The sequence below is a fragment of the Bacillus sp. FSL R5-0443 genome (assembly GCF_038608285.1).
Lineage (GTDB): Bacteria > Bacillota > Bacilli > Bacillales > Bacillaceae > Bacillus > Bacillus velezensis.
The window spans coordinates 1044217-1061731 of the sequence record NZ_CP152013.1 but is presented as its reverse complement, the minus strand read 5'-3'; the positions used below and the strand labels follow the sequence as shown (position 1 = coordinate 1061731).

At 47.2% G+C, this 17515-nt stretch carries 21 protein-coding genes and 1 pseudogene; 12 read left to right on the top strand and 10 right to left on the bottom strand.

The annotated features are described in order from the left end of the window. The first annotated feature begins 82 nt into the window (after positions 1-82). The 5 genes and pseudogenes from NYE28_RS05475 (at position 83) to NYE28_RS05455 (ending at position 4783) form a co-directional block, all read left to right on the top strand. A pseudogene (locus NYE28_RS05475) lies at positions 83-797 on the top strand (DUF421 domain-containing protein). Between the two features lie 68 nt (positions 798-865). Next, the gene (locus NYE28_RS05470) at positions 866-1375 is read left to right on the top strand and encodes a ferritin-like domain-containing protein (RefSeq protein WP_337681308.1); all 510 of its coding nucleotides are present in this window, start codon (positions 866-868) and stop codon (positions 1373-1375) included. Between the two features lie 250 nt (positions 1376-1625). After that, positions 1626-2246 carry a TetR/AcrR family transcriptional regulator gene (locus NYE28_RS05465; RefSeq protein WP_012117247.1) on the top strand — a complete coding sequence of 207 codons (621 nt, stop codon included), beginning with the start codon at positions 1626-1628 and terminating at the stop codon, positions 2244-2246. A gap of 15 nt (positions 2247-2261) precedes the next feature. Then, entirely contained in the window at positions 2262-3458 is a 1197-nt protein-coding gene (locus NYE28_RS05460) for an MFS transporter (RefSeq protein WP_252052727.1), read from the top strand. Positions 3459-3625: 167 nt separating this feature from the next. Further along, positions 3626-4783 (top strand): AbrB family transcriptional regulator, encoded by a 1158-nt coding sequence (locus NYE28_RS05455; RefSeq protein ID WP_337681306.1) that lies wholly within the window; start codon positions 3626-3628, stop codon positions 4781-4783. 36 nt (positions 4784-4819) lie between these two features. Here NYE28_RS05455 and NYE28_RS05450 read toward each other — a convergent pair whose 3' ends face one another. The 4 genes from NYE28_RS05450 to NYE28_RS05435 all read right to left on the bottom strand — a co-directional run bounded on the left by NYE28_RS05450 (position 4820) and on the right by NYE28_RS05435 (position 8194). Continuing rightward, positions 4820-5341 carry a MarR family transcriptional regulator gene (locus NYE28_RS05450; RefSeq protein WP_227051441.1) on the bottom strand — a complete coding sequence of 174 codons (522 nt, stop codon included), beginning with the start codon at positions 5339-5341 and terminating at the stop codon, positions 4820-4822. A gap of 88 nt (positions 5342-5429) precedes the next feature. After that, on the bottom strand, positions 5430-6908 hold the full coding sequence (locus tag NYE28_RS05445) for a monooxygenase (RefSeq protein ID WP_337681304.1): 1479 nt from the start codon (positions 6906-6908) through the stop codon (positions 5430-5432). Between the two features lie 147 nt (positions 6909-7055). Next, entirely contained in the window at positions 7056-7571 is a 516-nt protein-coding gene (gene lepB, locus NYE28_RS05440; protein WP_003155158.1) for a signal peptidase I, read from the bottom strand. Then, positions 7568-8194, bottom strand: coding sequence for a TVP38/TMEM64 family protein (locus tag NYE28_RS05435; protein WP_012117242.1), 627 nt, complete (start codon positions 8192-8194; stop codon positions 7568-7570). Before NYE28_RS05435 ends, lepB begins: the two co-directional genes overlap by 4 nt. A gap of 152 nt (positions 8195-8346) precedes the next feature. Between NYE28_RS05435 and NYE28_RS05430 the strand changes: the two genes are divergently transcribed. The 4 genes from NYE28_RS05430 (at position 8347) to NYE28_RS05415 (ending at position 10852) form a co-directional block, all read left to right on the top strand. Beyond that, positions 8347-8706, top strand: a complete 360-nt coding sequence (locus NYE28_RS05430; protein WP_029325958.1) for a hypothetical protein — start codon at positions 8347-8349, stop codon at positions 8704-8706. A gap of 120 nt (positions 8707-8826) precedes the next feature. Continuing rightward, positions 8827-9027, top strand: a complete 201-nt coding sequence (locus tag NYE28_RS05425; RefSeq protein ID WP_007409181.1) for a DUF3311 domain-containing protein — start codon at positions 8827-8829, stop codon at positions 9025-9027. Further along, the gene (locus tag NYE28_RS05420) at positions 9024-10493 is read left to right on the top strand and encodes a sodium:solute symporter (RefSeq protein WP_337681303.1); all 1470 of its coding nucleotides are present in this window, start codon (positions 9024-9026) and stop codon (positions 10491-10493) included. Before NYE28_RS05425 ends, NYE28_RS05420 begins: the two co-directional genes overlap by 4 nt. Before the next feature lie 41 nt (positions 10494-10534). Further along, complete coding sequence (locus tag NYE28_RS05415) at positions 10535-10852, top strand: YbjQ family protein (protein WP_003155166.1); 318 nt, start codon at positions 10535-10537, stop codon at positions 10850-10852. A 31-nt stretch (positions 10853-10883) separates the two neighbouring features. Here NYE28_RS05415 and NYE28_RS05410 read toward each other — a convergent pair whose 3' ends face one another. Further along, positions 10884-11153: an excalibur calcium-binding domain-containing protein gene (locus NYE28_RS05410; RefSeq protein ID WP_003155168.1), complete on the bottom strand. Its 270-nt coding sequence runs from the start codon at positions 11151-11153 to the stop codon at positions 10884-10886. A 195-nt stretch (positions 11154-11348) separates the two neighbouring features. Here NYE28_RS05410 and NYE28_RS05405 point away from each other — a divergent pair, with 195 nt between their 5' ends. Next, complete coding sequence (locus NYE28_RS05405; RefSeq protein ID WP_227051463.1) at positions 11349-12059, top strand: YrpD family protein; 711 nt, start codon at positions 11349-11351, stop codon at positions 12057-12059. A 228-nt stretch (positions 12060-12287) separates the two neighbouring features. Here the strand turns inward: NYE28_RS05405 and NYE28_RS05400 are convergent, their stop codons facing one another. The 4 genes from NYE28_RS05400 to NYE28_RS05385 all read right to left on the bottom strand — a co-directional run bounded on the left by NYE28_RS05400 (position 12288) and on the right by NYE28_RS05385 (position 14409). Next, positions 12288-12797, bottom strand: a complete 510-nt coding sequence (locus tag NYE28_RS05400) for a MepB family protein (RefSeq protein ID WP_337681298.1) — start codon at positions 12795-12797, stop codon at positions 12288-12290. 122 nt (positions 12798-12919) lie between these two features. Next, entirely contained in the window at positions 12920-13291 is a 372-nt protein-coding gene (locus NYE28_RS05395) for an iron chaperone (protein ID WP_015239528.1), read from the bottom strand. A gap of 26 nt (positions 13292-13317) precedes the next feature. Then, complete coding sequence (locus tag NYE28_RS05390; protein WP_342490330.1) at positions 13318-13686, bottom strand: iron chaperone; 369 nt, start codon at positions 13684-13686, stop codon at positions 13318-13320. Between the two features lie 144 nt (positions 13687-13830). Then, entirely contained in the window at positions 13831-14409 is a 579-nt protein-coding gene (locus NYE28_RS05385; RefSeq protein ID WP_144664068.1) for a competence protein ComK, read from the bottom strand. 315 nt (positions 14410-14724) lie between these two features. On the opposite strand from NYE28_RS05385, the gene NYE28_RS05380 reads away from it, so the two are divergent. Next, a complete protein-coding gene (locus NYE28_RS05380; RefSeq protein WP_012117233.1) occupies positions 14725-14958 on the top strand; it encodes an IDEAL domain-containing protein in 234 nt (77 codons plus the stop codon). A gap of 30 nt (positions 14959-14988) precedes the next feature. Here the strand turns inward: NYE28_RS05380 and NYE28_RS05375 are convergent, their stop codons facing one another. After that, positions 14989-15846 (bottom strand): SDR family oxidoreductase, encoded by an 858-nt coding sequence (locus NYE28_RS05375; RefSeq protein WP_007610477.1) that lies wholly within the window; start codon positions 15844-15846, stop codon positions 14989-14991. Between the two features lie 124 nt (positions 15847-15970). On the opposite strand from NYE28_RS05375, the gene NYE28_RS05370 reads away from it, so the two are divergent. Continuing rightward, positions 15971-17494 (top strand): FAD-dependent oxidoreductase, encoded by a 1524-nt coding sequence (locus NYE28_RS05370; protein ID WP_337681294.1) that lies wholly within the window; start codon positions 15971-15973, stop codon positions 17492-17494. The last annotated feature ends 21 nt before the right edge of the window (positions 17495-17515 follow it).

Sequence of the window (17515 nt, the reverse complement as noted above, 5' to 3'; positions counted from 1 at the left end):
CCAATCTCATCTGCTGGTAAAAACGGGATGACTGTTTTAAAAAATTTCGTTTTTGACCAAAATAAAGAAAAAAGGACTAATGATGATGTCAGAATATCCCGAAGTAATTGTACGGACGGCTCTGTCGTTCAGCATTCTGTTTATCGGCGCCCGGATACTCGGTAAACAAACCATTTCACAGATGACGCTTTTTGATTTCATTGCGGCCATCTCGCTCGGCGCCATCACGGCAAATCTGTCGTTTAATACAAAGCTGCCGATTCATTATCATGTCATTGCCTACATTATTTTCGTGGCAATCATTTACCTTGTCGCATATCTTTCTATGAAAAACAGGGTCCTGAGGGGTTTCTTTGCAGGCAAAACCGACCATTATCATTCAAAACGGTAAAATACTTGAGCATAATATGAAAACGATGCGTTATACCATCGACTACTTGAACCAGCAGCTGCGTGTAAATGACGTATTTGACATTTCTCAGGTTCAGACTGCCATCATTGAAACAAACGGCAGCATGTCAGTGGAGGTCAAACCGGAATTTGCGCCCGTTACAAGACAGGATCTCGGCATCTTTGCCGGACATGAAAAGAACTTTGCCGTTGAGCTGATTATGGACGGCCGGCTGGTGATGAAAAATTTGGAAGAAAACCACGTATCGGAAAAATGGCTGAGAGAAGAATTGGACAAGAGAAACCTCAAACCGGAAGACGTCGTATACGCTGTGCGCGGAAGCAACGGCCGGCTTTTTGTCGACACTTACGACGACCATATTACATCGCCGCTGGATCAAGAATAAAAATGACATCCGCACATGTCACGGGCTGCCGCCGTATAATACCCTATAAACATTCGGGGGTGAGTCCAATGCACGAGAATTTTTTTCATTATACAGCCATCTGCAGTGACGATTCTGTGCTTATAAAGGATCTGGTAAAATCCATAAACGGTGAATACAGCGCTGTGATTTGCTACTCAATATTAGCCGAAAAAGCGCCGACCGCAGAAATCAGAAGACGAATCGAACATATCAGAGAAGAAGAAGTGCGCCACCTGCACGCTTTTTCTTCACTGTATACGTCAATTACCGGAAAACAGTTGACGCCGAAACAGACGGAGCATTGTCCGCACACATACAGAGAAGGACTGAGGGCGGCGTTTTATGATGAGCAGAAAACGAATGATTTTTATTTGCAGGCATCCGATAGAGCGGTGCATCCGGAAGCGAAGCGGTTATTTGCCCGCACGGCATTTGACGAACAGCGTCATGCCGTCTGGTTTTTATACGATATGGCCCACTCTCCCTCCCACCATACAGGGGGAACGGTATCAAACGCGCCGAACACAAGCTACACCGAGGTAAATAACGGCAAATAACGGTTCAGGCAGATCACGCTCCCCCGCCGGGAGTCTTCAGACCGCTGACAAACCCCGTTCTTTCAACATGAGAGAATGGGGTTTACTTTTCGAGCCGTTTTATACTCCCTCTAAACAATGGATACCTTCTTCATTGTATAATCAGAAAAAACCTTTTATAATAAAATAAACCAACTGGTCGGTTTCAAACGAACCGAGCCCCGCTTTGCCGGGACAACGATATGAATGAGGCGGAAAGGATCTGTGTGAAGTGACAAATACAAAAGGCGGTGCCGGAAAGAGCGAAAAGACGAAGAACAGGCTCGTATCCGCTTCGCGTGACTTATTTGCAAAAAAAGGATATTCAGAAACATCGATTCGGGATATTTTAGAGGCGGCCGAAATCAGTAAAGGCAATCTATATCACCATTTTAAAGGAAAAGAGTTTCTGTTTCTTCATATCATGGAAGAGGATCACCGCGTGATGATCGAGACGTGGAGGGAAATGGAAGCTGATCTGAAAGATGCTGCCGAAAAGCTGGCGGGCTTTGCGGAGCTGCTCAGCCGGATGAGCATCAATTACCCGCTTATGAGAGCAAGTGAAGAGTTTTATGCGAGTGCGTTTACGTCAGAGGAGGTCGTAAAACGGCTCAACAAAATTGATATTGAATATGACGATGTGATGAGGGAGATCTTAGAAGAGGGAAATCAAGACGGCAGCTGGTCCATTCATCATGTCGAATCAAAAGTAAAAATCCTGCTATCCGTCTTCTACGGTTTAGATGTGTTATATAAAAACGATACCATTCAGCAAAGAATCGAATTGCAAAAAGAAGCCATCTCCGTGTTTATTCACGGGTCGATCAGCGCTGATAAACAGAATGACAGCTGACAAAGGAGAAACAACATGCAAAAACCGATCAGAGAACAAAAGGCTGTACTCATCATCTTATTAAGCAATATATTTATTGCGTTTTTAGGCATCGGATTGATCATTCCCGTTATGCCGCTGTTTATGAATGTGATGCACTTGACGGGCAGCACAATGGGATACCTTGTTGCTGCCTTCGCCGTTGCGCAATTAATTGCATCCCCCATTGCGGGGAGATGGGTTGACCGCTTCGGCAGAAAAATCATGATTCTCGCCGGACTGTTTTTGTTCGCATTATCCGAACTGACCTTCGGATTGGGCACACATGTCTCCATTTTATATTTCGCAAGGGTGCTGGGGGGCATCAGTGCCGCTTTTATCATGCCCGCTGTTACAGCGTATGTCGCAGATATTACGACGGTTCAGGAAAGATCGAAGGCGATGGGCTATGTATCTGCCGCCATCAGCACAGGGTTTATCATCGGGCCCGGCATAGGAGGATTTATTGCCGATCACGGCGTTCGTATGCCGTTTTTCTTTGCGGCGGGAATTGCATTTATCGCAGTGATTTCCTCTGTCTTTATGCTGAAAGAGCCGTTAACTAAAGAAGAACGCGCAAAGCAGCTGGAAAGCGTCAAAGAATCAACCTTCTTAAAAGATTTGAAAAAGTCGATTCATCCAAACTACTTGATCGCCTTTATCATCGTTTTTGTTTTGGCATTCGGACTGTCGGCGTACGAAACGGTATTCAGCTTATTTACAAACCATAAATTCGGCTTCACGCCAAAGGATATCGCCATTATTATTACGTTCAGCTCCATTGTGGCGGTCCTCATTCAAGTGCTCGCGTTCGGAAGACTTGTCAACTTCCTCGGGGAGAAAAAAGTCATTCAGCTTTGTCTGGTCATCGGCGCTGTGCTGGCTTTCGTTTCTACGGTGATGTCAGGATTTTTGCCCGTGCTCGCTGTCACCTGCATCATTTTCCTTGCGTTTGATTTACTGCGCCCGGCACTGACTACTTATTTATCGAAAATCGCAGGAAATCAGCAGGGGTTTGTTGCCGGTATGAACTCAACATACACGAGTTTGGGCACCATTTTCGGCCCGGCTCTGGGCGGTATTTTATTTGATATGAATATTCACTTCCCGTTTCTGTTCGCAGGTGTGGTTTTATTTCTCGGTCTGGGATTGACCTTTGTGTGGAAAGGAAAAGCGGGCGAGGTTTCGGAGTAGGGTGCACTCACCCATCTCCGGAGCTTTTTTTGCGTTTGCGATAAGAAAAATGAATGGATTATGAGAAATAATTCATTATTTATTTATCTCAAAATCTATACTATAGTAATAGTAAGGTTAACGAGCTTAACAATTTAATATGAATGTTTCAGGAAGAAGGGTTTTCATTGAAGAAAGACAAACATCTCCTTACGGATATCTGGTTTATTCTCATCAGTGCGGCAGGGGGGTTTCTTCTTTCGCTTACAGGGATGTCGATCGCCTGGATGCTCGGAACGCTGGCCGCCGGCTGCATCCTCTCCATGACGAGGCCCCGCTGGCTGTTCATGGCGCCTGACAGAAGAGGGATTCACCGCAGATGGCTTGCCGCGGGACAAATGATCCTCGGCATCGAACTCGGCCAGAAACTGAACCTGTCCGTTCTGTCGGTTTTACGGGAGCATTGGCTTCCGGTAGGCTTCATGCTGATTTTCTCTATCGTGATGGCGCTTGTTTCCGGATATGTGCTCTTTCGGTTCAGCCGGACGGACATGATGACAAGCTTTGTAGGCACGGCGCCGGGCGGTTTATCCGCCATGCCCGGTATCGCCCAGGAAGTCGGCGCAAACACCGCGATTGTAAGCCTTATTCAGCTGACGCGCGTCCTTTTGGTCGTCATGACAATACCGTTTCTCGTCATTTTCTTATTTACCAAACAAAACGGTGCAGCTCAGACATCAGCCGGAGCCGTTTCAGCAGGAGCTTCACATCCGGGCCTTACTCCCGTCTTGTTAACGGCCGGATTTATTTTGGCTGCCTGGCTTGCAAGCAAAGGCGCAAAACGGCTGAAATTTCCCGCCCCTTGGCTGCTCGGCAGCATGATCGGCGTTGCTGCTGCGGAAATCGGCGTGTCCGCCTTAGCGGGCAAAGACATGCTGGCCTGGTGGCCGCCGGATGCGAACCAGCTGTCACAAATTTTTCTCGGCGCCACAATCGGATCAAAAATGTACAAAAGCATGTTCACCGGCGTGACGAGAGTGCTGACCGTCGGATTTATTTCTTCCGTCGGATTAATCGCCGCCATGATTCTGAGCGCGATTGCGGTTTCTAAATTAACGGGCATCTCCATGATTACATCTGTTCTCGCCTTTTCTCCCGGCGGGATCGCCGAGATGGCGGCGACTTCGATCACCCTGCACGAAGACTCGACTTTCGTCGTCGCGGTTCAGGTCATCCGGATCGTTCTCGTCATCGCCATGCTTCCGCCCTTCTATCGGCTGCTGCACCACCTTTCTCAGCTGAAACGGGCACACGGTGAAAGAGGCCGGGCAGAAAGAGGAACATGATCCGAATAAAAAAACACGCATCCATATGCGTGTTTTTTATTTGAACAGCTCTCCGCCGCCATTTACAGACCGCCAGTTTGCTGAAAGATCACGGAACAGCCGTTCAGCAAATAACAGTTCTTCATCTGTATAGCGGTCTAAAAACGCCAAGAGCCGCTTTTTTATCAATTCATGATATTCATGATGAAGGGAATGCAGCTCTTTCCCGGCAGGAGTCAGCCGGAAATAGACTTCTTTTTTATTGTCGCTCAGCCGGGTCCTGCGCAGAAAGCCGGCTTCCAAAAACTTCGCGCAGCTTCTCGACACGGTCGGCTTTGTCGTCTTCATTTTTTCCGCTATTGACGTGACATTGATCGGTTCATGATCTCCGATACACGACAAAATGTGAATTTCCGTCAAAGTCAACTGTAATTTTTTTCCGCTTTCTTCACGGAGTTCGTCCATCCGTCCGGCCAACGACGCCCTGATGTCCTCCTGACACCTCTCCTGCTCGTGAAAAATATCTGTCAGCCCTTCAAGAATCATGTGTTTTGCATGGTCTGGCTGTCTTCTGTCCAACTGCTGAATCACCCTTCCGTATTGATTGTTTCTTTTACTATAACGTTTTGTTACACAAGAAACAATCACACAGGCGCATAAAAGGGTATCAGATGAATCCCCATCTCTCCAAACCGGCCAGAACAGCTTCTTCCGCTTCACGTCCCGAGCCGCCGGCTGCCCATGCCGCGTGGCCGTCCGGCCGGATGAAAACGGTGTGGACGTCATCCCAATCGGCACGTGTTTCAGCAAGCTCCGCCCTGACAGCTGCCACGCTGTCCGTATCAATACCGGCGGGAATGCTCCCTCTTAATGACAAAAGCACAAAGGCGCCCTTATGAAGAAAATCATACAGCCGGGCCGGCCGCCCGTCATGAAGGGTCAATTCGATATCCGGCAGGCGTTTTCCGTTCAGAATATGCGGCGGCAGCTCCGCATCCGGTTCATAATGCAGATCAAGCGCGGATACTTTTCCCGCCAATAAACGGTTGGACTCCTGAAAATCCAGCAAAGCGGCCATCGTTTCTCTTAATGCCATCCCCGACTCGGTAAAATCCATGAGCTTTATCTGGGTTTTTATATTGTGCAATACTTCTTTTCCTGTGCTGTGCCTTTCCTGATGATAGCTGTCCAGAAGATAAGGCGCCGCTTTCCCCTTCATTTGCGCCGCCAGCTTCCAGCCGAGGTTGAAGGCATCCTGAAGCCCCGTGTTCAGCCCTTGGCCGCCTGCGGGAAAATGAATGTGCGCCGCATCCCCGGCCACAAAAACCCGGCCGGAGCGGTACTGCTCAGCCTGACGCTCGGCATTGCCGAACCGCGACATCCATACCGGATCACTCAATCCGAAATCAGTGCCGCATATCCGCCGCAGGTCTTCTTTCAGCTCATTTTCGGTGACCGGCTCTTCCTTCCGCTTTTGCGGAGCGTGCGGAGAAACGATGAGGACGCGGAAAAGTCCGTCCGTAAGAGGGACAATCACAACCGATCCCTCCAGGCGGCACGTTGACAAAAAGGAAGATTCGGGCGGATGTTTCAAAGCGGCATCACAGAGGGTTCCTGTTAAGTCGGCATCAGTGCCCGAAAAAGCGATGCCCGCCTGTTTCCTGACAATGCTCCCCGCTCCGTCTGTACCCGCGGCATATAAACTGTGAAGAGTGCGGATCCCGCTTTCGTCCCGGAACACCGTCTCCACTCCGTCATCCGTCTGGGTGACAGCCACCGCTTCCGCCCCGCGGATGATGTCTGCGCCGAGACTTGATGCATACTCCTCCAAAATCCGCTCCGTTTCTGCCTGAGGCAGCATTAACGAATAATTCTGCTTCGTATCCAGCCGAGAAAAATCCAGCCGTGTATCCAGCATGGAAAAATGGCCGGAAGACACCTTCGTCCCTTTTTCCAAAAAGCGTTCCAATATGCCTCTCATGGCAAAAAGCTCAAGTGTGCGCGGATGCATGATAAGCGCTTTGGAATATGGCACCGTCTTCTTCAATCGTTCAATGACAGTCGTTTTCACTCCGGCCAGCGCCAATTCTGATGCAAGCATAAGTCCGACCGGACCTCCCCCGATAATGGCAGCCTGTGTTTTCATCTCATCAGCCCTCTTTCATATTTTTTGTTACACGCGTAACAAAATAACCAAAAAATAAAACGCCTTCTTTTTGTTTCACGCGTAACAATTTTCATTATAGTCTTTCCTCTGCTTTTTTACAATCATTTCCGAAAAAAAAGACGCCGTTTACTTGGCGTCCGATTCACTGATGACTCCGACAATGTCTTTATCCTTAATCGGACCGAAATGACGGCTGTCGAGGCTGTATATGCGGTTGTCGCCAATAACAAAGTATTGTCCCTTCGGTATGCTTTTGCGCCCGGTCGTTTCCTTCAGCGTATAATCACCGGTCACATGGCTCCCGGCGGACAATGATGACTTTAAGGGTTTTAAAAACGGTTCCGCCACCCGTTTTCCATTCACATACAGCTGATCCTCCCTGTATGCGATTGACTCGCCGGGGAGCCCGATGACACGTTTGATCAGCACTTTGCGGTGCGGGCCTTTGAAGAGGACAATATCGAAACGGCGGATCGTTTTGTAACGATGGGAAAACTTGTTGACCATCAGCTCATTTCCTTGTTTAAAGGTCGGATTCATGCTGATTCCTTCGACTTTATAATCAATAAAAATGGCATTCTTTAATTGTATGGCCAAAACAACGATAAGCACGCCGGCTATAAACCAAAATCGTTTTTTCAAGATTCCTGTCTCCCTCCGTCTTTCTCATGCTGACTGATTCTCATCTGTAAACGCCGTTCGATATGCTTCCCGGCATACCACAGCACCGCGATCACCATTATGGCGCCCGCCATCCTGAAAGGCTGTGTCATGAGTGCGTGAAGATCATATCCGATAAAGCTGATCATAAAAATCATGACCATTTTCCCCATAGCGGCTGCTGATATAAACTGCAGCGCCCCGACCCGTGACAGGCCGGCAACGATATGAACCGCAGCGGACGGCGTAAAGGGGAAGCAAAGTAAAATAAACAGCGGACCGAAACCGTGCCGCTCAACCCAGAGCATCATCCGCCTTATGGTCTGATGCCTGCGGATGAAACCGAAAGCTCTTTTCTGTCCGAAACGGCGGACGGCATAAAACATCAGCATCGATCCTGCCGCAGATCCGAGCCACGACAGAAAAAAACCTTCCCACAAACCAAATGCATTCGTATTCGCCACCACAAATACAACAAGCGGCAAAAACGGAAGAAACGCTTCAATAAAAGGCAGTGCAGCCGCAGCCGCCGGGCCGAAAGCTCTATAGCTTTGGAACCATTCCGTCAGCTGTTCCTCAGTCAAATATGATAAAAATTGCTCCAACGTTTATACTCCTTAACGAGTTTGTCTATCCTTATTCTACACATTATCTCCAAAAAACGAAAATGTTTACGAGATTTTCCGACTTGAAATATCGTGTAAGCGAGTATAAAATAAGAACAAACGTTCTCTTTTTTAAGAAAGAAGGAGTATTTATGCCTGACATCCGGAGCGGCACCCGCGATCTCATCGAAAAAGGGCTGTTTCTGCCCATGGCGGCTGCCATCCTGAACCGGGACCTCGAAGCGCTTGATTCGTGCCCGTTTAAATTAAAACAACCCTATAAACAGCTTATCGGCTGCTCTTTAAAATTAGCACAAAAGGATTTGAGTGATGTTCGAAAAGAGTTAAGAAAGCGTAAAATTAAAATATACGAAGCGGAAAGAGACGAAGCATTTACGCTTTATATATGCACCATTAACGGCTATGAAGAAAAACACCGTTATTTCAACCCGAGAATACGGGAACAGGTAACCGCCTTATTAGAATATTACCTGTCTCTTGCGACCATTTAAAAAGCAGCCGGGACTGCTTTTCCTTTTCAACTGATAAATTTCAGACTATTCACACTATACATTCGACATGATTTTCTTTATAATCGGGACACGCTGTTTTCAATGAAAAGGAGGAATGTTATGAAACTGATTCATGTTCTCGCCGCCCTGCCCTTTTTCGGAATTCTCGCCGGCATTCCATTTGCCAACCGGGTGACGCCTTATGTTTTCGGAATGCCTTTCATTCTCGCGTATGTCGTCATCTGGGCGGTGCTGACTTCCGTTCTGATGGCCGCCGTTTACAAATTGGACAAAGAAAACAAGGCGGGTGAGGCGGAATGAACGCAGCATTTCCCGTAATGGCCGCCGTGCTCCTGTTTTGTGTGTATCTCGGAATCCGGGCCCGAAAAGGAAAACATATGGACCTTGAACAATGGACGGTTGGCGGACGCGGCTTCGGCACGATGTTTGTCTTTTTATTAATGGCGGGAGAAATATACACGACCTTTACATTCCTCGGCGGAAGCGGATGGGCTTACGGAAAAGGAGGCCCCGCCTTTTATATTATCGCGTACGGCTGCCTTGCCTACATTTTGTCATATTGGCTTCTGCCAGCCGTGTGGAATTACGCCAAACAACACAAACTGATGTCGCAATCAGATTTTTTTATTTCAAAATACAACAGCCCGCTCCTCGGCATTCTCGTATCGCTCGTCGGCATCGCATCCCTCATCCCCTATCTCGTCCTGCAGCTGAAAGGGCTCGGATTAATTGTTTCAGCAACGTCATACGGACAGATTCCGCCCTCAGCCGCTGTCTGGATCGGCGCTGTCTCCATCACGATTTATGTGATGATATCAGGAATCCACGGTTCAGCGTGGATATCAGTCGTTAAAGATATCATGATTTTAGGCATCGTCCTGTATTTAGGCATTTATCTGCCCATTCATTACTATGGCGGGTTTACGGAGATGTTCAAACAAATTGACGCCGCAAAACCCGGTTTTCTCACGCTGCCGGAAACCGGACAGAGCGTTTCCTGGTTCAGCTCAACGGTTTTGCTGACCGCCCTCGGCTTTTATATGTGGCCTCATACCTTTGCCGCTTCCTATTCGGCGGAGCATCCGCGGGTGTTTCGGAAAAACGCGATCATCATGCCTCTTTATCAGCTCGTCCTGCTGTTTGTCATCTTTACCGGATTTGCGGCGATTCTGCAGGTGCCCGGTTTAAAAGGGACGGACACGGATCTCGCCTTATTAAAGCTGTCTGTGAAAACCTTTGATCCCTGGTTTGTCGGACTGATCGGATCGGCGGGCATTCTGACGGCGCTTGTACCCGGTTCAATGATATTAATGGCCTCAAGCACGCTGTTCGCCAAAAATGTGTACAAAGCCATTCTGCCCGGCACGACTGACGACAAAGTCTCACGGCTCGCAAAATACGCCGTACCCGTCATCGCGCTGATATCCGTATATTTTACGCTGAAAGGCGGAAATACCATCGTCACCTTGCTTTTAATGGGCTACAGCCTTGTCACCCAGCTTTTCCCCGCCCTCTTATTCAGCCTGCCGAAGCGGCGTTTCATCACAAGCCACGGCGCTTTTGCCGGCATAACGGCCGGGGTCGGAACGGTGGCCTTCATTACGCTGACCGAATCAACCATCGGAACCCTCTTTCCGTTTCTTCCGCAGATCGTTAAAGATATGAATACAGGCATCATCGCACTGGTTCTGAACATTGCCGTCATGTTTGCAGTCAGCGCCGCAGTCAGAAAAAAACAAATCAGCGCAGCCGAAAAGGCGGCTTAAATGGTAAGATAGCGGTAAGATACACGAAAGGGGAAAAACGCATGATCATGACAACGACCGAAACTGTCGCCGGAAAACAGATTACGGAAGTGAAAGGCTTGGTGACAAGCAGTATCGTCCAGTCCAGACACATCGGCAAAGACTTGCTTGCAGGCTTAAAATCTGTCGTCGGCGGTGAATTGAAAAGCTATACTGAAATGCTGGAAGACTCCAAAAAAGCGGTGAAAGAGCGGCTGATCAGAGAGGCGGAGCAGCTCGGAGCGAACGCCATCGTCGGCCTGCGGTTCGAACTGACCGCAGGACAGAACACATCCGAATTAATCGGATACGGAACCGCCGTCACCGCCGAATCCATTTAAAAAACAAGCCTCTTTAAAGAGGCTTGTTTTTTTATTTCTCACATGCGATATAGTCTTTATCTCGGTCAAGTCTTTTATTTGCATTGTAAAGCGCTTTTGATACATACGGCTTGTACTTTGTTCTGCCGCCCTTGTTTTTCACTTTCGACGATTTGGCCACGCCGCCCTTATACACCTTGTTCAGCGCCTTGCAGTTTTGATACGTTTTTACCTTTGTTTTCGCTTCTGCCGTCTGCCCCGCTCCGTATGAACAACCGAACACAAGACCGAAAGACAAAAGCACAGCTGCCGTCTTTTTCATTTCTATCCTATCCCCTCTCCTAAGTTATGCGGTATTGCTGAACATATCATAGTTCAAATAATATCCATTTACAAGATAAATAGGAAAATAGTTTTAATTTACGTCCGCCCGTATATCTTTTATGGAATTTTTCCCAAAACCTTTTATAATATGAATTGATAGCGCTATCTGACTATGATGATAGGGGGAGAAATGATGATGAAAAAAGGGCTTTTTGCGGGTGTGCTCACTACAGCCGTTCTATTCGGCACATGTACGGCGGAAATTCCGGGGGTGATCAGCCCCAATACGGCGGAAGCGGCGTCCCAGCTCAGCAAAGGAATCGGCGGAAGGGCCTACCTGAATAGCACGGGTTCTGTACTCGTCACGAAAATTCAGCTTCCAAGCTCAATTCAGGTGTCAAATGGGACAGCCTATATTTACTCAGGATTTACCGGAGGCACAGAGGCTGATATCGGACTTCAGTACAGTGACACCTATCATGTATGGAAACCGATCATGAAAGTCGGTTCAAAGGGACAAGGCCAGGTCCGGTATCTGGAAGGAGAAAGCCAATTCACCTATACGAAAGGCTTCCGGCCCGGCAGCACCGTACAGCTGACCATCTACAAAAATCTGAACGGCAATACCCGCGCCACATACTGGGGCACGAATAATGACGGATACACCGGCCGCATCATCTCAGAACTCGCCCAAACAAATGTAGGCTCTGTCTCAAAATGGAAAGCGCTCGCCACCGTCGCGGTCACATCAGAGGATCAGCGCCCTTACATCAAATCAAACTTCTCAACAGCCTTTACGAACATCACGATTGACAATAAAGCAGTCACACCTGTGATTGATACACAGGATTTTGCCAAATTGACAGTGTCAGGCAGCAGCGTCAGCATGTCTGTCGTCAAATAAAGAATGTTGAACGCACGATTTCTTGCATCGTGCGTTTCGTGAGGGTCTGCCGGATACGCAAATGCCTTATTTTTCGGATTACGTTTAATAAACAAACTCTGTTACATTCAAAATGTCGATTTCTATATAACAATTAGAGGAACCTCATTTGTTGAGGTTCCCCGTTATTCTCCAACTCACGCACCGGTTAACTTCACATACTGTCAGCCGGCTCAGGGCTGTCCAATTTTAGTTAGAATATAGCTTTAACAGGTCTTGTGCTGGAAAACGATCTGCATCGTTCGCCTCAACAAAATATGCCAACTGCCATTTTTGTGTTTCGATAGCTTGTTTGCTAGTGGGATTTTCCCATTCAGGGTAAACTCTAATTGCCATTTTTCCTTTTGCAGCGGCTGTTTTAAGGATATTTTGTTTTACAAGAACTTCTTTTGGAAAAACAAATTGTCCAAAATGATGATTACTGGCAAAAGTATTGATAACCAATAAATCAGCAGCTTTTTCATATGAAAAGGCTTGGTTTTTACCATCTCCATCTTTTTCCCAAAAAGCAACAAACTGTCCTATCTTGTTAGGCGTTATTTTTGCGACTCTGAATCGAACTGACTTTGAATGCAGTTGAAACATACCGGCCCCATACTCTGAGTTTTGAGCTTCTTCTTGAATATCATGTATCGTTAAGTGATTTGGTTCATAAAAAATTTTATTTACATATGTTAACGCCTTATAAAATTCATTCACTGCTTCGTACTCCTTATTTTTTATAGTACGTCATCCATTGCTTCTTGATTAAAATGGGCTGATCATGTGTTTCCAATAAAAAAACAGCCCTCCTCAGGGTTGTTTTTTTAACATTTCTTTCATTATTTCCGCCAAAATGCTGAGCAGTCCGCCTTATCCTGAATATTGAATTGAATCATGCGTTCAAGCAGCTCATAATGCACCGGTTCAGTCCATTGAATTCTGAACAAACGGGAAGTAGCGCTGTAGCCGGCACAGGCAATGTCCTCGGCAAAATGCGCAATTCCAGCTTCTTCGGGGGAAACACTTACATGATGCTTTGCTGCCGCAAAGCCGATAATAAAGGTGCCGTGATCGGTAAACATCGGCGTGTTCCACTTGATCTGCGCTTCTAAGTTCGGAAATTGGTCAGCCGTCCACGACAGAATTTCCTCCATTCGCAGACGATGATCAGGGCTGTCGATACTTGATAAATAGTCTTTGAAAACGTCCATGTCTTCCTCCTTCATCATCACGTCCGCTAGCGCCAAAACCCCGGATTTCCATCTTTTTCCTTGATGTTAAATTCGATGATCTTCTTAAGCAGATCATAGTGCACCGGATCAGTCCATCGAATTCTGAACAGGCGCGAAGAAGCGCTGTACCCGGCTTGAGCGATGTCATCGGCAAAATGCTCCATCGTCTCTTTTTCAGGTAAAATGCTCAAATGATTTTTTGCCGCGGCAAACATAATGATATAGGTGCCGTGATCGGTAAACATTGGCGTGTTCCACTTGATCTGCGCTTCTAAGTTCGGAAATTGGCCAGCCGTCCACGACAAAATTTCCTCTGCTTTGAGACGGTGATCCGGGTTATCGATTCCTGATACATATTTTGCAAACACATCCATGCCCATCTCTCCTAAAATGAAATATCATTACTCTTTACATCATCATAGCCAACAGACGGACACGATACAACTCTGGCCAGGCATGTAAATCGAAAAAAGCCCTCCCCAAAGGAGAGGACCCGTCCCTTCACATCACAGCTTTCTCTAATATCTCTCCCCCAGCTCCCGCAAAATAAAGTCGTAGATCATTCTTGTCCGCTCTTCTTTCGGATACAGCATGAATTCCTGCCGCTTCGGGATATGACTGCCCATCCTGTCCTGAAAAGTGGTTCTGAGATAGGCGGTTCTGTAAACCTGATTTTCAAAAGAATGATAGGATACTTCCAGCTCCATCGTTTTGCCGTTTGAGAACGTGACCGCTGTGTCATCAAATGCCGTCGGTTGAAAATCTTTAACGTGCACATGAGATATCCAGCCGCATTGAGGCCTTGCAGAAGAAAGTGTAGGGAATAAAAAGATGTGATTTGAAGGGTCCACCATAATCGGCGGCTTGTGAGAAATTTTAATCGCTTCATATGTTCCCGCTTTTCTCCCGGCATAGCTGGAGCCAAAGTAGCGGCAGCTTCTGTCGATGATGTGAATCGGCTTCATACTGACATACAGAATGCAGTCTTTTTCAATGACCTTCGACCCCATTTTACCGTTTATTTCCTCAGGCAAAACAGCGATGGTTGAACGATTTACTTCATAGCTTTCTAAGGGTGCGTGTGTTTTCTGGCACATAATGTGCAGCCTCCAATCCTTTTCTTGAAAATTTATACTAATAATCTATCATCTGTCATTGGAAAACGACAGGTTTTTTTTGAATATAGCTAAAAATCACCTTTTAAAGATGTAATTTAGTCTTAAATTACTATTTAAATATTATTTTTCTTTTTCATTTCACCTCATTTATACAATGCTAATTTTCGTTTTTTCGTCAATTTGCAGGATATGTCGATATATTTCCAAGTATTAGTTGTCTAAAGATTATAAAAATTAATTGATTTTTCCGGCCGTTATCCATATACTATAAAAAAGGCATTGGGGGGATTCTTTATGAAAGAGAAAAAGTCGTACACTGAGCTCATGAAGTCCCGCAACACGCAAATAGCAAACGAATTCGATGTGACAATGGCCGATATTTACATTCAAATGGTGCTTGATGAATCCTTGTATAAACGCCGGCTCGCCATGCTGACCATGCAGATTAATAAGGCGCTTGATGATAAAAATAAAGAAGCGTTCCTCACGCTTTCAAAAGAATATGCCGCACTCAAACAGAGTGAATAAGCCAATCCATATGGATTGGCTTTTTTTACATTATCCGTTTACGATGGTGCCGCCGTTCACATGAATCGTCTGTCCCGTGACATAGGAAGAATCATCGCTTGCTAAGTACAAATAGCTCGGCGCCACTTCAACAGGCTCTCCCGGGCGCTGCATCGGCACGTCTGAGCCGAAGACTTCCACTTCCTTCGCCGAGAAGCTCGCCGGGATCAGCGGCGTCCAGATCGGCCCCGGAGCCACTGCGTTTACCCTGATGCCCTGAGTGACAAGAGATTGGGAAAGAGATCTTGTAAACGTGACGATCGCCCCTTTTGTCGCTGAATAGTCAATCAATGTTTTGTGGCCTTTATAGGCGGTAATGGAGGCCGTATTAATGATTGAACTTCCTTTTTTCAGGTGAGGGAGCGCGGCTTTCGTTAAGTAAAACATTGAAAAAATATTCGTCTGAAACGTTCTGATGAGCTGGTGGCTCGTGATTTTCTCAATCCCCGGCTGCACGTGCTGCTCACCTGCGTTGTTGACCAGGATGTCAATGGAAGGAAAGGCTTGGCCCGCCTGGCGGATGACATCGTTGCAAAAGGCTTCGTCGCCGACATCCCCTGCGATCAGCAGACACTTCGCCCCCTCTTTTTCTACATATTGCTTCGTCTCTTCGGCATCCTGATGCTCATCAAAGTAAACGATGACCACATTAGCGCCTTCCTTCGCGAATAAAACGGATACGGCGCGGCCGATTCCGCTGTCTCCGCCCGTGATGATCGCCGTTTTCCCTTCAAGTTTTTTCGCCGCTTTCGGTTTGTCAAAAACGGGGCGCGGGTCCATTACATATTCAAAGCCCGGCTGCCGGTTTTGATGCTGCGGCGGCAAGGTTTTCTTCTTCTGGTTAGCCATTTTGATCACTCCTTTACATTAATTACTATATTATGAGTAATTTGAGCATCTTATACGAATTTCATGTATGAACAGAGTCTTATTGGAAAAATTAAGAATATACAACAGAGGAGGTAAATCTGAATTGACTACTTTTTCAAACGAGGAACCGGCTTCCTATTGGAAAGCAACAGCTGACATTCCTTCCTTTCCCGCCCTCACTGAAGATACGGAATGTGACGTTGCGATTATCGGCGGAGGAATTACGGGCCTGACAACGGCATACGAACTGACGAAAAGAGGTTTCCGTGTCGCTGTCATTGAAGCAGACCGGATTTTAAACGGGACGACTGCGGGCACGACCGCAAAAATCACCGCCCAGCATGATTTCATCTATGCCGATCTTATTCAGCAGATCGGCCTGACCAGCGCAAGGCTGTATTTCGAAGCCCATCTCCGCGCCATGGAAGACATGAAGCAGATCATCAAGGACCTTTCGATTGACTGCAGACTGATTGAACAAGACGCATATCTTTACACCAATACAGAATCAGGCGTCAAAAAAATCCGCAGTGAGCAGGAAGCTTATACCAAGCTCGGTATTGAACACGAGCTTGTGAAAGAACTTCCCGTCCCCGTTGATTGCAGGCTCGGTCTCGCCATGAAGAATCAGGCGCAATTCCATCCGCTTTTATATGGTGCGGCGCTCGTTAAAGAGATCGTTAAAAACGGGGCGCGGATTTTTGAACAGACGGCTGCGATCGACATAAAAAAAGAACCGCAGCCGGAAGTGGTCACGAAAAACAGACACGGCATCAAGTGCAGCTACATTGTCTGCTCTTCCCACTTTCCTTTTTATGACGGAGGCGGGCTTTACGCCGCCAGAATGTATGCCAGCAGATCCTACGTACTCGCGGTAAAACCGAAACAAGCGTATCCGGACGGGATGTATCTCAGCATAGACAAGCCGTCCAGATCACTGCGATACACCGATTTGAACGGTGAAAAACTGGTTCTTGTCGGCGGCGAAAGCCACAAAACAGGCCAGGGAAAAGAAATGTCCGAGCATTACGAAGCGCTGAAACAATTTGCGGAAGACACAATCGGGGTTGAAAGCATCCCATATCATTGGTCTGCACAAGACCTTGTGACCATTGACAAAATTCCGTTCATCGGTCCCATCTCGGGCGATGAAGAACATATTTTGGCGGCGACAGGCTTTAAAAAATGGGGCATGACAAGCTCAGCGCTCGCCGCGAAGCTTTTTGCTGATCATATTCAAAACAAAAAGAACCCGTTTTCCGGCCTGTTTATTCCGTCACGCTTCCACGCAGATCCGGGACTGAAAAAACTGATTTCCTATAATGCCGACGTGGCCAAACACCTTATCTCGGGCAAACTTGAGAGGCCGGACGCTTCACCTGAGACTCTTCGGCCCGGGGAGGGAAAAATCGTAACGGTAAACGGCAAACGGGCCGGCGCCTATAAAGATGAAAAAGGCTGTCTGCATCTTGTCGATACGACATGCACCCATTTGGGCTGTGAGGTCGAATGGAATGACGGCGAACGGACGTGGGACTGTCCTTGTCACGGGTCCCGGTTCACACCTGACGGCGGGGTTGCCGAAGGTCCCGCCATCAAGCCGCTGAAGCGCCTCAGCCAAGATTAACTAAACCATTCTGTACGAATG

Bases quoted from the DNA above. Each gene is read 5' to 3' on its own strand.
- NYE28_RS05425 (WP_007409181.1), top strand. From the start codon at position 8,827: ATGAAACTGATTCATGTTCTCGCCGCCCTGCCCTTTTTCGGAATTCTC.
- NYE28_RS05375 (WP_007610477.1), bottom strand. From the start codon at position 15,846: ATGGCTAACCAGAAGAAGAAAACCTTGCCGCCGCAGCATCAAAACCGG.
- NYE28_RS05385 (WP_144664068.1), bottom strand. From the start codon at position 14,409: ATGTGCCAGAAAACACACGCACCCTTAGAAAGCTATGAAGTAAATCGT.
- NYE28_RS05430 (WP_029325958.1), top strand. From the start codon at position 8,347: ATGCCTGACATCCGGAGCGGCACCCGCGATCTCATCGAAAAAGGGCTG.
- NYE28_RS05415 (WP_003155166.1), top strand. From the start codon at position 10,535: ATGATCATGACAACGACCGAAACTGTCGCCGGAAAACAGATTACGGAA.
- NYE28_RS05390 (WP_342490330.1), bottom strand. From the start codon at position 13,686: ATGGATGTGTTTGCAAAATATGTATCAGGAATCGATAACCCGGATCAC.
- NYE28_RS05410 (WP_003155168.1), bottom strand. From the start codon at position 11,153: ATGAAAAAGACGGCAGCTGTGCTTTTGTCTTTCGGTCTTGTGTTCGGT.
- NYE28_RS05405 (WP_227051463.1), top strand. From the start codon at position 11,349: ATGATGAAAAAAGGGCTTTTTGCGGGTGTGCTCACTACAGCCGTTCTA.
- NYE28_RS05445 (WP_337681304.1), bottom strand. From the start codon at position 6,908: ATGAAAACACAGGCTGCCATTATCGGGGGAGGTCCGGTCGGACTTATG.
- NYE28_RS05395 (WP_015239528.1), bottom strand. From the start codon at position 13,291: ATGGACGTTTTCAAAGACTATTTATCAAGTATCGACAGCCCTGATCAT.
- NYE28_RS05470 (WP_337681308.1), top strand. From the start codon at position 866: ATGCACGAGAATTTTTTTCATTATACAGCCATCTGCAGTGACGATTCT.
- NYE28_RS05380 (WP_012117233.1), top strand. From the start codon at position 14,725: ATGAAAGAGAAAAAGTCGTACACTGAGCTCATGAAGTCCCGCAACACG.
- NYE28_RS05420 (WP_337681303.1), top strand. From the start codon at position 9,024: ATGAACGCAGCATTTCCCGTAATGGCCGCCGTGCTCCTGTTTTGTGTG.
- NYE28_RS05460 (WP_252052727.1), top strand. From the start codon at position 2,262: ATGCAAAAACCGATCAGAGAACAAAAGGCTGTACTCATCATCTTATTA.